Origin of the sequence: Glycomyces sp. NRRL B-16210, from assembly GCF_000719515.1 — a bacterium.
In the GTDB taxonomy this organism is placed as follows: domain Bacteria; phylum Actinomycetota; class Actinomycetes; order Mycobacteriales; family Micromonosporaceae; genus Glycomyces.
On sequence record NZ_JOGR01000015.1, the window covers coordinates 19,301 to 33,578 of the forward strand.

The window sequence follows — 14,278 nt, forward strand, 5'->3', positions numbered from 1 at the left end:
ACCAGGCCCCCGCCAACCGGGGCGCCGTCGGACGAGCACAGACAAGGCACTCACCAGATGGTCAACGCGATCCAGACCCCTTCGCAGAACACCACCACCCGGCCCCGCATCTCCTTCCTGGGATGCGGGTACCTCGGGGCGACCTACGCGATCTGCTTCGCGGAGCTGGGTTACGAGGTGATCGGTTACGACATCGACACCGCCAAGATCGAGGCCTTCGCCTCCGGCACCCTCCCGATACACGAGCCTGGCCTGCCGGAGCTGCTCAAGAAGAACCTCGAGACCGGCCGCCTGCGCTTCACCACCGACCTCCAGTCCGTCGCCGACTTCGCCGACGTGCACTTCATCTGCGTGGGCACCCCGCAGCGCAAGGGCGAGCCGGGCGCCGACCTCTCCTACATCGAGTCCTCGGTCATCGACCTCGCCGGGCGCCTGACCCGCAAGGTCCTCATCGTCGGCAAGTCCACCGTGCCGGTGGGCACCGCCTCCTGGGTCCAGGAGCTGGTGGACCGCCACACCCCCGAGGACCTGGGCGTCGAGGTCGGCTGGAGCCCGGAGTTCCTCCAGGAGTCGAACGCGATGCACGACGTGCTGCGCCCCAACCGGATCGTCTACGCCGCGCAGTCCGAGTGGGCCTCCCAGCTGCTCAAGGACGTCCACCGCGGCATCCTCGAACTCGCCGCCGTCGAGGACCGCGAGGTCCCGGTGGTCGAGACCGACCTGGCGACGGCCGAACTCGTGAAGGTCGCCGCGAACGCGTTCCTGTCCACGAAGATCTCCTTCATCAACGCCATGGCCGACCTGTGCGAGGTCACCGGCGGCGACGTGGCCGACCTGGCGCGGGCAATCGGCTACGACCAGCGCATCGGCAACAGGTTCCTGCGCGCCGGGATCGGCTTCGGCGGCGGCTGCCTGCCGAAGGACATCCGGGCGCTGTCGGCGCGCGCCGGGGAACTGGGCGTGGGCGAGTCGTTCCGGTTCCTCGACGAGGTCGACGCGGTCAACACGCGGCGCCGCGCGCAGGTCGTGCGCCACGTCGCGGACCTGGTCGGGCGCACCGCCGGCCCGAACGGGCCGGACCTGTCGGGCCTGCGGGTGGCCTACCTGGGCGCGACGTTCAAGCCCGACACCGACGACATCCGCGACTCGCCGGCGCTCGCGATCGCGCAGCGGCTGCGGTCGGCGCGGGCCGACGTGGTCGTGTACGACCCGGAAGGCCTGGAGAACGCCAAGGCCGCCGCGCCGGAGCTGAGCTTCGTGAAGACCCTCGCGGAGGCGGTGGCGGGCGCCGACGTGGTGTGCGCGATGGTGCCGTGGGAGGAGTTCCGGACCCTCGACCCCGAAGCGCTGGGCCAGCAGGTCGCCGAGCGGCGCATACTGGACGGCATGAACGCCTTCGATCCCGAGCAGTGGACGAAGCACGGCTGGGCCTACAAGGGCATCGGCCGCTGAAGGCCCTTGGACGCGAATCCCCGAACCGCCCGGCGCGCTGAGCGCGCCGGGCGGTTCGTCGTTTCAAGGGAACGGGCGACGGTCATTTCAGACCGAGCATTTCGGGCTTTAGCCTTCAAAACGGACATTCGCGAGACCCCTGACAACAACCCTGCCTCGGGGGTCCGACATCGTTACGGTCCGATCAGGGCGCGAGGTTGACTCGGGTGAAGGGCCAGGCGTGGGGGGCCCGGTCGATGAGTTCTTCGGGAGGGTCGGGAAGGCGCCTCGCGACGCCTGCGCCAGCGCCAGCATCTTCGCCCGCGCCCCCGCCTGCGCCTGCGCCCCCGCCTGCGCCTGCGCCTGCGCCTGCGCCTGCGCCTGCGCCTGTATCTTCGCCCGCGCCTTCTGCGGCGCCGTCACTTTCGCCTTCTCGGACGAGGATCACCACGACGCGGTCGCCCGCGACGAAGACCTCGGTCCGCACCCGCGGGTCGGCGATCGCGCGCACCCCCTCGTCCAGCATCCACCGCAGCAGTTCGGCGCCCCGCCCCTCGGCGGCCTTGGCCTCCCACATCAACGTGTCCACCGGCTACTCCTGTTCTGCGCCGGGCCCCTCCAGGCCCTTCCAGCGCTTCGCTTTCGCGCTTTCGAGGCCGAACTGGTCGAGGGTCCGGGCGACGACGTGGTCGACGATGTCGTCGATCGTCTCAGGAAGGTTGTAGAAGGCGGGCACCGGCGGCAGCACCACCGCGCCCATCCGCGAGAGCGCCAGCAGGTTCTCCAGGTGGATCTCCGAGAGCGGGCTCTCGCGGGCCAGCAGCACCAGGCGGCGTCGCTCCTTGAGCGTCACGTCCGCCGCGCGCCCGATCAGGCCCTCGGTGTAGCCGGTGCGCACCGCCGCGACGGTCTTCATCGAGCACGGCGCGATGATCATCCCGTCGGTGCGGAAGGACCCCGAGGAGATCGGCGCGGCCTGCTCCCCCGGCCCCCAGTGGTGGTCGGCGAGCGCGGCCACCTCGGCGGGGCTGAACGGCGTCTCCAGCCGCAGCGTCGTGCGCGCCCACCGGCTCATGACCAGATGGGTCTCGACGCCGTCGATCTCGCGGAGCGCCTGGAGCAGGCGGACGCCGAAGACCGCGCCGGTCGCCCCGGTCATGCCGACGACGAGCCGCATGGCGTCCCCCTCGAATTCCACTCTCGCATCGCTGCCTCGAATCCCCTGCGCAGTGGCACAGGACACCTACAATCACCGGATGGGCCGCAACAAAATCGGCATCGCGGCAGCAGCGGCCGCACTGCTGCTGCTCGCCTGGGTGTGGCCCGACGGCGGCGATCCGCCCTCGGGAACCCTGACCGCGACCGAGCCTACTGCCTCGGCCGCTCCGACGTCCGCGAGCGAGGGCGAGGAGACGACCTCGGGCGGCGAGACCGGAGCGGACACGAGCGTCGAAGGGGCGCCCGGGGACGAGTCGGCGGCGCCGTCGAGCGAGTCGGTCTCGCCTTCGGCCGAATCGTCCGCGCCCGCTCCCGAGGCCGAGCCGGCCTCCAACACCTACGACGGCCCGCTGGGGACCCGCAACCACACCGGCACCGACGCCGTGGCGCTCACCTTCGACGACGGTCCCTCCCCCGAGTGGACGCCGACGGTGCTGGCGATGCTGCGCGAGCGGGGCATCAAGGCGGTCTTCTGCGTCATCGGCGCGTACGCCGAGGCGTACCCGGAGATCATCGCCGACATCGCGCGCGAGGGGCACACCCTGTGCAACCACGCGTGGTTCCACGAGTTCGACCTCGGCAAGTGGAGCGAGGCGGAGATCCGCGCGAACCTCCAGCGCACCAACGACGCGATCGTCAAGGCGGCCCCGGGCGCCGAGGTCGCCTACTTCAGGCACCCGGGCGGGCAGTGGACCGAGCGCGCGATCGCCGTGGCCGCCGACCTGGGCATGGAGTCGCTGCACTGGGCAGTGGACCCGTCCGACTGGGACAACAAGACGACCGGGGCCCAGATCGAGAAGCACGTGCTCAGCGAGACCGAGCCGGGCGCGATCGTGCTCCTGCACGACGGCGCCTCGAACCAGGAGGACATGTGCGCGGCCCTGAGGTCGATCCTCGACGAGTTCGACAAGCGCGGCTACGCCTACACCGGCCTGTGAGAGAGGGCGTCACGGACAGGCCCTGAGGCGGGCATATCGGCTCGAACGCTGAAGGAGCGAACGCCTGCGCTGTTCGCGGCAAGCGCTGTGGAGACCGGTCGCCTCGCGGCAGGCGTTGCGAAGGGGCGTCAGCGGAGGTCGGCGGGCATCCGGCGGCCGGGCAGGAGCGCCAGGAACGCGAGCCCGAGCAGGCCCACGCTCAACGCGGCCTGCACGGGGAAGGCCAGATCGAGCAGGCCGCCGGACTCGCTGCGGTCCTGGTCCCCGCCGTTGCGGCTCGTGCCGGGGGAACCGGCCTCGCCGGTCGGGCCGGCGTCGCCACCGTCATCGCCGTTCCCGCCGTTGTCGCCACCACTGCCGTCTTCTTCGGCGTCGGGGGTGCCGTTGCCGTCGCCGTCGTAGCCCGGGCCCGGCGTCGGGCCGTCCGGGGGCCACGTGTCGGACTTGTCGGCGTTGGTCCAGTCCACATGGGAAATCACATCGGGGTCGCCGGCCGGGCCGCCCTCGTTCTCGTGCCAAGGCAGCGAAAGGACGCCCACCGCCCCGATCACGGCCGCGGCGAGCACGAGTCGCGTGAACCGAAACCTGCGCACACGTACACCTTAGTCGCGGGACGCCAGCGCCGCTCGCCTGTCGGGCAATGTGCCCCGAACGAGTTCGGTTGACAGTCTTGACAGTCCGAGCCGGATCGGCCGGGCCTCAGGCCGCCGCGGCGCGGGAGGCCCTGAGGGTTCCCGCCACGACCGCGCCGACGAAGACCGCCGCGACGTACACCGCGAGCAGTCCGAAGACCACTGTGGCCACTGCCGGGCCGGTGGCGACCGCGATCGCCGAAGCGGCGAGGGCGATGAGGCTGCGGACGGGCCAGCCGAGGCCGAGGCCGCGGCGGGCCACCGGGGAGGCGGCCTTGTCGAGCCCGGCGGCGAGGTCGTAGAAGTACAGGCTGATCACCGTCAGCAGCGCGTACAGGACCGGCCAGGAGACCGCGGCGACGAGGCCGGCCGCGGCGATGACGCCGAGTTCGACCGCGCGCAGCCCGGCGGGGATGAACCAGTCGAGCAGGCCCTCGTGGTCGGTGCGGGCCACCGAGACGGCCAGCGCGAGGGCGAGCCCGGCGAGCCCGAACGGGACCCACGCGGGAGCGGCGAGCGCGGCCGCGAGGACGGCCGCGGCGGCGCTGAGCACCCCGGCGGCGGTGGCCGCGAGCGGCGTCATGTCGCCGCCGACGGGGCTGCGCGGCACCAGGCGGGCGAGGGGGCCGTCGTCGCGGTGGGCGGCCCGGTCGGGCCGTCGCAGGGCGGCGGTGCGGGCGGCCAGGGACCTGAGGGTGCGCCCGGCGGTCGTGTACGCGAGGGCGAGTAGCTGCCAGGCCAGGAGGGCGCCGAGGGCGATCTCGGGGCCGAAGGCGACGGCGCCGACGGCGAGGAGGAGCCAGCGTTCGCCGACGGGGGCGACGATGGTCCGCTTGATCCAGTACAGGGGGGTGCGGTGGGCGCCCATGACCTGCTCGGAGGCCGAGCCGAGGCGCCTGCCGAGGTGGGCGGCGCGGCCGACCGGCGGGGCCGACTCCCGCTCGCGGGCCTGGCGGACCACGGCGGTGTCGAGCAGGACGGCGTACCAGGTGTCGGCGGTGTGGCGCACGGTCTGGGTGACCATGGCGCCGATGGCGAGCCCCCACGCGAGGGGGGCGCTGACGCCGCCGGCGGTGGCCCCGGCGGCGAGGCCGGCGTAGATGAGGAACTCCTTGGAGCGGTCGGCCATCATGTCGAGCCAGCCGCCGAAGGAGGAGAAGTTCTGGGTGTAGCGGGCCAGTTGGCCGTCGACGCAGTCGAAGACGAAGCTGAAGTACATCAGGGCCGCGGCCGCGAGGTACCACGGCGACCAGCCGGTGGCGAAGATCGCGGCGGCGCCGATGGCGAGGGCGATGGAGACCCAGGTGATGGGGGTGGGGGTCCAGCCGAGCCGGGCGGCGAGCTTGACGAGCTTCGGGGACCAGGTGGAGACGGCGTAGGTCGCGAAGAGGTCGTCGTCGTGCTTGACGGCGCTGGCGAGGCGCCAGGCGTCCATGTCGACCGCTTCGAACGCGGCGATGACCTCGCGGGCCTCGTCGGCGCCGGCGACCTGGCGGTGCGGCAGGCCGGCGGTCTTGTAGGCGTTGACGGGGATCGCGCGGGCGTGGAGGGCGGCGAGGGTCGCCTCGAAGGCGTCCTGGACGGCGCCTTGGCGGGGCCAGTGGCGTTTGAGGCGCGCGAGGTGGGCCGCGGAGACCTTGGCGAGCCCGCCGAGGCGGGTCGGGCCGGGCCCGGGGCCGGTGACGAGGCCGCGTTCGACCGCGACGGGCGCGGCGGCCGGGTCGTCGGCGCCGACGAGGACGCCCGAGCGCCGCGAGGAGTCCGACAGGACCGCGGCGACGGTGGTCTGGGAGGCGACGAGGTCGGCGCAGGCGACGAACAGGGGGCCCTCGCCGGCGAAGGCGAGGTCGCCGAGATGGGCCAGGTCGGCGCCGGGATCGGCCGACTCGATCTGGACGGCCTTGACGGGCCGGTCCGCGCCGGGCCGGGCCAGGACGGTCACGTCGTCGCAGCCGGCCTCGCGGATCTGCGCGATGAGCCGGTCCAGGACGGTGCGGTCCTCTTCGATCTCGGCGTGACCGCCCGGAGCCGGCAGGATGACGGCTCGACTCACGCGGTGGCCTCGGCGGGGCCGGGGACCGGGGCGGGTGCGGCCTTGGCCTTGGCGGCGTCGGCGGCCTTCTTCGCGGCGGCCTTCTTGTCGGCCTTGGCCTTCGCGTCGCGCTTCTCGGCGGCCTTGTAGGCGTCGAGGGCCTCCTGGACGGTGCCGTCGGTCTCCAGGGTGCCGGCGTCGAGGAAGATCCCCCGCTTGCAGTACTTCTTCAGGTCGCCCTCGGAGTGGGAGACGAACACGAGGGTCCGGCCCTCCTTGAGCAGGCCGGCGATGACGGCCTGGCACTTGCGCTTGAAGGCGGCGTCGCCGACGGCGAGCGCCTCGTCGACCAGCAGGATCGGGTGCGGCAGCTGGGTGATGACCCCGAAGCCGAGGCGGACCTTCATGCCCGAGGAGTAGTGCTTGACGGGGGTGTCGATGAAGTCCTCGAGCTCGGAGAAGTCGACGATCTCGTCGAATTTCGACTTGATCTCCTTGGTGCTCATGCCGTGCAGGGCGCCCACGAGGTTGACGTTCTCGCGGCCGGTGAGGTCGCCGGAGAACCCGGCGGACAGGGCGATGAGCGGGGCCACGCGGCCCTCGCGGCGCACGTAGCCCTCGTCGGGGATGAGCACGCCGGTGATCAGGCGCAGGAGCGTGGACTTGCCGGTGCCGTTGCGCCCGATGATGCCGACCGCGTCACCGGGGAAGATGTCGAAGTCGACGTGGCGCAGCGGCCAGAAGTCCTGCTGCTGGGCGCCCTTCTTGTTGGCGGAGCGCCGCACGAAGAGGTCTTTGACGCGGCCCTTCTTCTGCTTGCCTTTGGCGAAGCAGATCCCGAGGTCGCGAGCCTGGATGATCGGCTCTTCCATGGGGGCGGCCCTCCCGGAACAGGTGGTTGCTGTGCGGCTTGCAGATGGCGCGCCAATACTACCGCCCGGCCGAGGTGGCCAGATGACGGCCGATCCCGGAGCGGCCCGCGACGCGGCGGGGGCGCTTCAGCGCTCGGCCTGGGCGTCGTGGCGGCGTTCGGCGGCGAGGCGTTCGACCTCGAAGGCGGCGAGGATCTTCCGGTAGGTGAACTCGGTGCGCTCGGCGCTGGCGCGGGCCTCGGCGCGGGCCTTGCGCGTCTCGCTCCACACCAGGGCCACGGCCGCGAGCGTGAGCAGGCTCATCAGGGATGAGGCGGCCCACAGGACACGGGTGTCGCCCCAGGCGGCGAGGGCGACGAGAGCGAGGGCCAGGACCGGGCCCGCGGCGGCGCCCAGGCGCAGCGCGGAGGGCCGGCCGAGGCGGCGGTGGAGGGCTCTGAGCTTCGTTTTCAAGGCTGGCGCTTTCGGTCGCGGGCGTCGGCCAGGAGGCCGGAGACGAGTGTGCGGTAGGAGTCGTGGCTGAACCGCTCGCGCACCCGCCGCTGGGCGAGGGCGCTCTGGGCGAGGAACCGGTCGAGGTCGGCGTGGTGGTCCTCCACCACTTTGACCACTTCGGATGGTTCGCAGTAGAGGGCGGCGTCGCCGAAGGTCGGCTCGAAGCGCGGGGGCAGGACGGTCACGCACCCTGCCGCGAGCGCTTCGAGGACGGCCCGCCCGAAGGCCTCGTACTGCAACGGGTGCGGGAAGTAGATCCAGAAGTCGAGTTGGTAGAGGAAGGCCTCCACGTCGGTCTCGTTGAAGCCGTAGCAGGTCCACGAGGGCGGCGGGGCCTGGCCGGTGATGCGGGCGACACTCTTGACCCCGCCCATGACGCGCACGTCCCAATGGCCGTCGCCGGGGTAGACCAGCGGGAGGTCGGCGGCGGTGGGCCATTTGGTCCAGTCGTCGCGGGAGTGGCGCCCGACCACGGGCAGAGTGGAGCGGAACCCAGTGCGGGCCGGGGCGATCGCCGCGATGTCGAGGATGCCGGGCATGTCGAAGTCGGCGAGGACGCCCGGGCCCGGCTCCGCGCCCGCATCACTGTCGAGGGTCGGCGTGAGGGCCTCGCGGACCTGGGGGCCCTGCGGGACCCACAGGGGCGCGACGCCGAACATCTCGGTCGCGTTGGCGTGGCAGGCCCGGGGCTCGTAGCGGATGTCGGAGCCGTCGCGTTCGGCCGGGGCCTGGTTGGCGAGCACGACCATCCGCGCCGGGCGCACCGCCGAGCGTTCGCCAGTGCGGAACTGGAGGATCGGCGGGTAGCGCAGGATCAGCAGATCGCAGGCCACGTCGTCGGTGACCAGGACCTGGTCGACGGTGCCGTCGTTGATCATCCGCTGGATCGGCTCGCACATGGGGCGGTCCTCGACGGTCATGTGCCGCCAGGACTCCAGGTGCATGACGGCCACGTCGAGGCCTTCGGCGCGCAGCGCCAGGATCTCCTCGATCGTGGACTTCTGGGGTCCGCCGAAGGGCCGCCAGTCGAGGCAGAAGACCACGTCGAAACGGCGCCGGCGCTGTTCGGAGCGGGCCGCGGCGGCGTGGCGGGGGGCCCAGAACGGGCGCGGGTCGGGTTCGCGCGGCAGGTACGGGTCGGCCTCGCCGGCGCTGATCGCCCGGTGCCACAGCGGATAGGCGGACTGGTAGGCGCGGCGGGAGGGGTGCTTCCAGCCGGGCCCGAACTCCTCGCGCGAGAGCGAGCCGGGGGCCTGGCGCATGACCGTGTCGCGCACGCCGTCGAGGCGGCACACCGCGCCGGGGCCGAACGCGGCCGAGACCCGATGCAGGAACTCGGTGTCGGCGCCCTTGCGGACCTCGTCGAAGTAGCCGATCCGGTCCAAAACGGCGCGGTGGAACATCATCGAGGCGGTCGAGGCGGTGGTGAGGACGCGGCCGGGGCGGGTGGCGGTGAGGTCCTCGTTGAACAGGAACGCCTCGCCGTAGGTGAGCTGGAGGTCCGGTTCGGCCAGCAGCGGCGCGATCGAACGGGCCAGGCGGCCGGGCGCGGCCCAGTCGTCGGCGTCCAGGCCGGTCACGAACTCCCCGGTGAGGGCGTCGAACGCGGTGTTCCGGGCGGCGAAGGTGCCGCCGTTGACGCTCTTGCGGATGACGCGGACGCGGTCGTCGAGCGCGGCGGCGGCGTCGAGGACCCCGTCGTATTCGGGACCGGAGGCGTCGTCGACGACGAGGACCTCGAGGTTCGCCCAGGTGCCCTCGGTGAGGGAGCGGACGGCGGTGAGCAGGGCCCGGTCGGGCCGGTAGGCGGTCATGACCACCGAGACCTTCGGACCCGACGCGACGCGAGGACCGGGAGCGGCGCTGAGGCGGTCGAACCAGGGAACGGTGTCGGCGGCAGTGTCGGCAGCGCCGTCGCGGGCCTCGTCGGCCGGGAGGAGCCGCAGTTCGGGGTGGCCGCAGAGCGCGCCGAGGCGGCGCAGCCAGTCGCGTTCGTCACCGCCGTGCCGCGGATGCTCCAGGTCGGTCAGGAGCGCGGCGCGCTCCAGGGGGGCCGTGCGCCGACCGTAGCGGCGCAGCAGCCGCCGGGCCTTCGAGAGGTCCCCGAGGGCGTAGGCGAGCTGCGCGTGGACGGCGGCGTCGCGGGGCGCGACGCGCCGCGGCCCGTCCAGGTCCAAGGCGAGGTCGTAGAGCGCGACCGCGTCGCGCCGGTCCTCCTCGCCGCCGGACTGGAGGCCGACGACCCGGGCCAGGTCGCGCAGCGCCCCCGGACGCGGCCGGGCGGCGAGGCCGCGGGCCGAGCCCGAGCGCGCGGCGTCGAGCAGGTCGGGGAGCGCGAGGCCGTCGCCGACCGCCCGCACGAGCAGATGCCGCGCGCCCGGCGAGCGGGTGCGCAGCGCGGTCGCGACCGGCGCGCTCGCCCGCCGTCCCGTCGCCTTCGCCAGGTAGTCGTCGAGGAGGCGGACCGGATAGCGCTCGGTCTCGTAAGCTGGCATCGTCAAGTGCGTTCATCTCCAGGTTGCATTCCGCCCAGATCTTCGCCCGCCGAATGGCAATAGAGTTGAATTGAATGCGAACAGAGACCCTCACCTGCGTAAACAGATGTTGAACTGGGAAGCCGGTCAATCCTCGTGATCGCGACCGGGATATCGTGAGAACGAAATGAACGACTCACCGAAACGCCCGCGCATTGTCCGCAACGACTATAGGGCGCTCCACCCGCCGAATTCGGCCGAATGGCAGCCGAGTCTCGCAGTGAGCGTCGTCGTGCCGGCCTACGGCGGCCAGGAGAAGCTCGACCTCGCCCTGGCGGCGCTCGCCGCGCAAACGTACCCGTCGAACCTCATGGAGGTCCTCGTCGTCGACGACGGCTCCGAGCCGCCGCTGCGACTGCCCGAACTGCGCCCCGAGCACACCCGGCTCATCGCCTCCACCCCCGAGTCCTGGGGTTCGGCGCACGCGGTCAACACCGGCGCCGGCCACGCCGAAGGCGAGGTCGTTCTGCGCCTCGACGCCGACATGGTGGCCTTCGGCGACCACGTCGAGGCGCAGATGCGCTGGCACCACGCCGCCGACTACCTGGCGGTCCTCGGCCACAAGCGGTTCGTCCGCTGGGAGGCGGGCCTCATGAGCCCCGAGCAGGTCCACGAGAAGGTCGCCTACGGCGAGGCCGCGGCCCTGTTCGCCGTCGAGGAGTCCAGCCCCCACTGGATCGAGAAGGTCATCGCCGACTCCGACGGCCTCACCGCCCACCACCCCGGGAACTACCGGGTCTTCATCGGCGCCACCGGATCGGTGCACCGCGACTTCTTCAAGACCGTCGGCGGCCTCGACACCGACCTGCGCCTGGGATCGGACACCGAGTTCGCCTACCGCCTCGCGCAGGCGGGCGCCGTGTTCGTGCCCGAGACCGCCTCCTCCGCATGGCATCTGGGCATCCCCCAGATGCAGCACAAGGAGGACGAGGGCCGCCGCCAGCGGGTCCCGCACATCGCGCAGCGGGTGCCGCTGCACGGGATGCGCCGCACCGCGCCGCCGCGCGCCTGGCGAGTCCCCCTGGTCGACATCGTGATCGACGTCGACGGCGCCACCGCGGCCGACGTGGACGCCTGCGTCGCACCGGTCCTCGGCGGCCCCGACGGCGACGCCCGCTTCACCCTCGTCACCGGCCACGGCCCCGCGCCCCAGGACCGCGCCTCGATCCTCGCCGGCGACGGCGCGCAGCAGCGCCTCGTCGAGGAGCTCTACGAGGGCGAAGCGCGCGTGCGACTGCGCCCCGAACGCCCCGAACCCGACCCCGCCGTGCCCTACCGGCTGGTGCTGCCCAAACCGATCCCGCTGGGGCCCAAGAGCATCGGCAAGATGCTGGCGACGATGGAACGCGTCGACGCCGGACTGGTCCTCGCCGCGCTCGAAGACGGCCCGCCCGCCCGGCTGGAGCGGACCGCCGCGTTCTCCCGCGCCCGCCACATCACCGGTGGCCCCGACCTCGACCAGGTCGTGGCCGGGATCTGGGGCGCCGCGCAGTACAGCGGCCTCGCCGAGACCGAACCCGGCGCGACCGTGTTCACGCCCCCCGCCGCCGACCCCGCCCGACGGCTCGCGCGCCGGTTCCTCAACGCCCGCCAACGCGCCCGCCTGCGCGCCCTCCTCAAGCGATGATCATGGACACTGCGAACACCGGCGCGAACGGCCCGGTCCTGCGCGGCAACGACTACGGGCCGCTCGAACGGCCCACCGGCGCATGGCGGCCGCGCCTGCGCGTCAGCGTCGTGATCCCCGCGCACGGCCACCAGGACAAACTCGACGCCACCCTCGCCTCCCTCGCCGCGCAGACCTATCCGGCCGAACTGCTGGAGGTCCTCGTCGTCGACGACGGCACCGCGCCGCCCCTGCGACTGCCCGACATCCGCCCCGACGAGACGCGGATCGTCGCACCGCTGCCAGACGGCTGGGCCTCGGCCCACGCCACGAACTCCGGTGTGGCGCAGAGCGAAGGTGATGTCGTCCTGCGCCTGGACTCGGACATGCTGGTCTTCGACGACCACGTCGAGGCGCAGATGCGCTGGCACCACGCCGCCGACTACCTGGCCGTCCTGGGCCACAAGCGGTTCGTGGACTACCGCGCCGGCGACCTCGACCCCGGAGCGGTGTTCGCCGCGGTGCAGGCCGGGAAGGCCGCCGAACTCTACGACGCCGACACCGCAGAGCCCCAATGGATCGAACGGATCATCGACGCGACGGCCGGACTGCGCGAATCCGACCACCGGGCGTTCCGGGTCCTCGTCGGAGCCACGTTCTCGGTCCACCGGCGCCTATACGAGGCCGCCGGCGGCATGGACGCCGACATGGTCTTCGGCTCCGACACCGTCTTCGGCTACCGGCTCCACCAGGCCGGAGCCGTGTTCGTGCCCGACGCCGACTCCTCCGCCTGGCACCTCGGCCCGCGCCAGATCAGCGTGCGCGGCGACCTCGCCAAACGCTACCGGGCCCCGCGGATCGCCAACCGGGTCCCCGAACTGGACCTCAAGCGGCCCAGGGCGAACCGGAACTGGGACACCCCGCTCGCCGACGTCACCGTCGCAGCCGGGACCGGAGTCCAATCCTGTGTGGACGCACTGCTGACCGGGACCACCCCGGACCTCCGCGTGACGCTCACCGGCGAATGGCCCGAACCAGAAACCAGACGCCATGCGCCCCTTGACGACCCGCACTTCGAAGCGCGACTGCTCATGGAGTCCTTCAAAGGCGAGGGCCGCGTCCGGTTCGCCCGAACCGCACCGCCCGCCAAGGACGCGCCCTACCGGATCGAAGTGCCCCCGGCCGCCACGCCGTCACCGGACGCGATCGCCGCACTGGTCGCCCACGCCAACGAACGCCGCCTCGGCCTGGTCGAAGTCATGCTCCCCGAAGGCACGGTCCGCCTGGAGCGCACCGCCGCCGCCGCGCGGGCCGCGCACCTGGGCGTCCCGATCGACGCGGTGTGGGGATACGAGCGGATCGTCGCCGGACCGCTCGTGACGGCCTTCGGCGCCTCCCCTTCAGGAGCGGGTGACCCTGCCGGGTCCGGCGAGGGGCTGGGCGGCAAAGCCCGAGGCATCCTGCGCCGCGCGCTCGGGCGCTGACTCGGCGCCGCCGGTGCGCCGCACCCGCTTGGACAGCCGGTACACCTGGCGCAGCGCCTCGTAACCGAGATAGGCGCGGGCGGCCAGGAGCCGCTGCTTGAGACCGGTGACGCCCTCGGCGGGACTCCAGGCGTCCGGACCGGGGTGGTAGCGGCGGTACAGCTCCGAGGTGCGGCGGAAGAACTCGCGGCGCTTCTTCGGGTCGACCCGCTCGGTGTTGCCGATGACCAGCAGCAGGTGCCAGACCATGTGGTTGAACAAGGCGACGCGGACGCCCTCGTCGTCGACGCCTTCGAGGTCGTCCCAGGTGCGCTGCCACTGGGTGAACACGTCGAAGTGGCGGTCGTCGCGGGTGCGGGTGATGGAGGAGCCGGCGCGCTGGCGCCACTGGTAGCAGCATTCGGTGACCACCGCGATGCGCTCGGCGCGGCGCAGCAGGCCATAGGTCCAGGGGATGTCGGTGTACCAGCCGGTGGGGAAGTCGAGGTCGATGCCGGTGAGGAAGCCGCGGCGGGAGACCTTGGTCCACGGGGTGTGGGTGTAGTCGACGATCTGGGGCCACTCGGCGAGGGTGAACCCGTCCGGGTCGGCGGGGCAGTGCGCGGCGAGGTCGGCGAGTTCCCCGATCTCGACGATCTCGCCCGAGGGCGCGCCGATGTCGCGGACCTTCTCGTGCTGGACGAGGACCACGTCGGGCGCCTCGGCGACGGTGACGGCCTTGAGCACGCGGTCGACCGCGCCGGGCTTGAGCTCGTCGTCGGCGTCCACGAACCAGACGTAGTCGCCCGAGGCCTGGGCGAGGCCGAAGTTGCGGGCCGGGCCCGAGCCGGCGTTCCGCGGGGTCGAGACGATGCGGATCCGCCGGTCGCCCTCGGCGTAGCGCTCGGCGACGGCGCGGGAGCCGTCGGGCGAGCAGTCGTCGACGACGACGATCTCGAGCCGGTCTTCCTCGCCGCCCACGATGGTGTCGAGGCAACCGGCGAGGTAGTCCTCGGCCTCGTAGACGGGGATGACGATGCTCAATGAGGGCATGACA

At 72.5% G+C, this 14,278-nt stretch carries 12 protein-coding genes; 4 read left to right on the forward strand and 8 right to left on the reverse strand.

The features are described from left to right. Positions 1–57: 57 nt before the first annotated feature. Positions 58–1,452, forward strand: a complete 1,395-nt coding sequence (locus IF12_RS0120670; RefSeq protein ID WP_081913803.1) for a UDP-glucose/GDP-mannose dehydrogenase family protein — start codon at positions 58–60, stop codon at positions 1,450–1,452. 184 nt (positions 1,453–1,636) lie between these two features. Here IF12_RS0120670 and IF12_RS0120675 read toward each other — a convergent pair whose 3' ends face one another. Both IF12_RS0120675 and IF12_RS0120680 read right to left on the reverse strand, forming a co-directional pair. Next, complete coding sequence (locus tag IF12_RS0120675; RefSeq protein ID WP_030161873.1) at positions 1,637–2,020, reverse strand: hypothetical protein; 384 nt, start codon at positions 2,018–2,020, stop codon at positions 1,637–1,639. 3 nt (positions 2,021–2,023) lie between these two features. Beyond that, entirely contained in the window at positions 2,024–2,608 is a 585-nt protein-coding gene (locus IF12_RS0120680) for a UbiX family flavin prenyltransferase (RefSeq protein WP_030161875.1), read from the reverse strand. Between the two features lie 79 nt (positions 2,609–2,687). Here IF12_RS0120680 and IF12_RS0120685 point away from each other — a divergent pair, with 79 nt between their 5' ends. Beyond that, positions 2,688–3,587 (forward strand): polysaccharide deacetylase family protein, encoded by a 900-nt coding sequence (locus tag IF12_RS0120685; protein WP_166659628.1) that lies wholly within the window; start codon positions 2,688–2,690, stop codon positions 3,585–3,587. 128 nt (positions 3,588–3,715) lie between these two features. On the opposite strand, the gene IF12_RS0120690 is transcribed toward IF12_RS0120685, so the two are convergent. The 5 genes from IF12_RS0120690 to IF12_RS0120710 form a co-directional block, all read right to left on the reverse strand. After that, positions 3,716–4,180 (reverse strand): hypothetical protein, encoded by a 465-nt coding sequence (locus tag IF12_RS0120690; RefSeq protein ID WP_133884430.1) that lies wholly within the window; start codon positions 4,178–4,180, stop codon positions 3,716–3,718. A 106-nt stretch (positions 4,181–4,286) separates the two neighbouring features. Next, the gene (locus IF12_RS0120695; protein ID WP_051704689.1) at positions 4,287–6,272 is read right to left on the reverse strand and encodes a CDP-alcohol phosphatidyltransferase family protein; all 1,986 of its coding nucleotides are present in this window, start codon (positions 6,270–6,272) and stop codon (positions 4,287–4,289) included. Beyond that, positions 6,269–7,123, reverse strand: a complete 855-nt coding sequence (locus IF12_RS0120700; RefSeq protein ID WP_030161882.1) for an ABC transporter ATP-binding protein — start codon at positions 7,121–7,123, stop codon at positions 6,269–6,271. Before IF12_RS0120700 ends, IF12_RS0120695 begins: the two co-directional genes overlap by 4 nt. 126 nt (positions 7,124–7,249) lie before the next feature. Beyond that, entirely contained in the window at positions 7,250–7,576 is a 327-nt protein-coding gene (locus IF12_RS0120705) for a hypothetical protein (protein WP_030161884.1), read from the reverse strand. Further along, a complete protein-coding gene (locus IF12_RS0120710; RefSeq protein WP_030161886.1) occupies positions 7,573–10,113 on the reverse strand; it encodes a glycosyltransferase family A protein in 2,541 nt (846 codons plus the stop codon). Before IF12_RS0120710 ends, IF12_RS0120705 begins: the two co-directional genes overlap by 4 nt. Before the next feature lie 259 nt (positions 10,114–10,372). Between IF12_RS0120710 and IF12_RS0120715 the strand changes: the two genes are divergently transcribed. Further along, complete coding sequence (locus IF12_RS0120715) at positions 10,373–11,779, forward strand: glycosyltransferase family 2 protein (protein ID WP_051704690.1); 1,407 nt, start codon at positions 10,373–10,375, stop codon at positions 11,777–11,779. Continuing rightward, positions 11,776–13,242, forward strand: a complete 1,467-nt coding sequence (locus IF12_RS0120720; RefSeq protein WP_081913806.1) for a glycosyltransferase family 2 protein — start codon at positions 11,776–11,778, stop codon at positions 13,240–13,242. The genes IF12_RS0120715 and IF12_RS0120720 overlap by 4 nt, the downstream gene beginning before the upstream one ends. Here the strand turns inward: IF12_RS0120720 and IF12_RS23410 are convergent. Further along, the gene (locus IF12_RS23410) at positions 13,159–14,274 is read right to left on the reverse strand and encodes a glycosyltransferase (protein ID WP_081913807.1); all 1,116 of its coding nucleotides are present in this window, start codon (positions 14,272–14,274) and stop codon (positions 13,159–13,161) included. The two genes, IF12_RS0120720 and IF12_RS23410, sit on opposite strands and share 84 nt — an antisense overlap. Positions 14,275–14,278 lie beyond the last annotated feature (4 nt).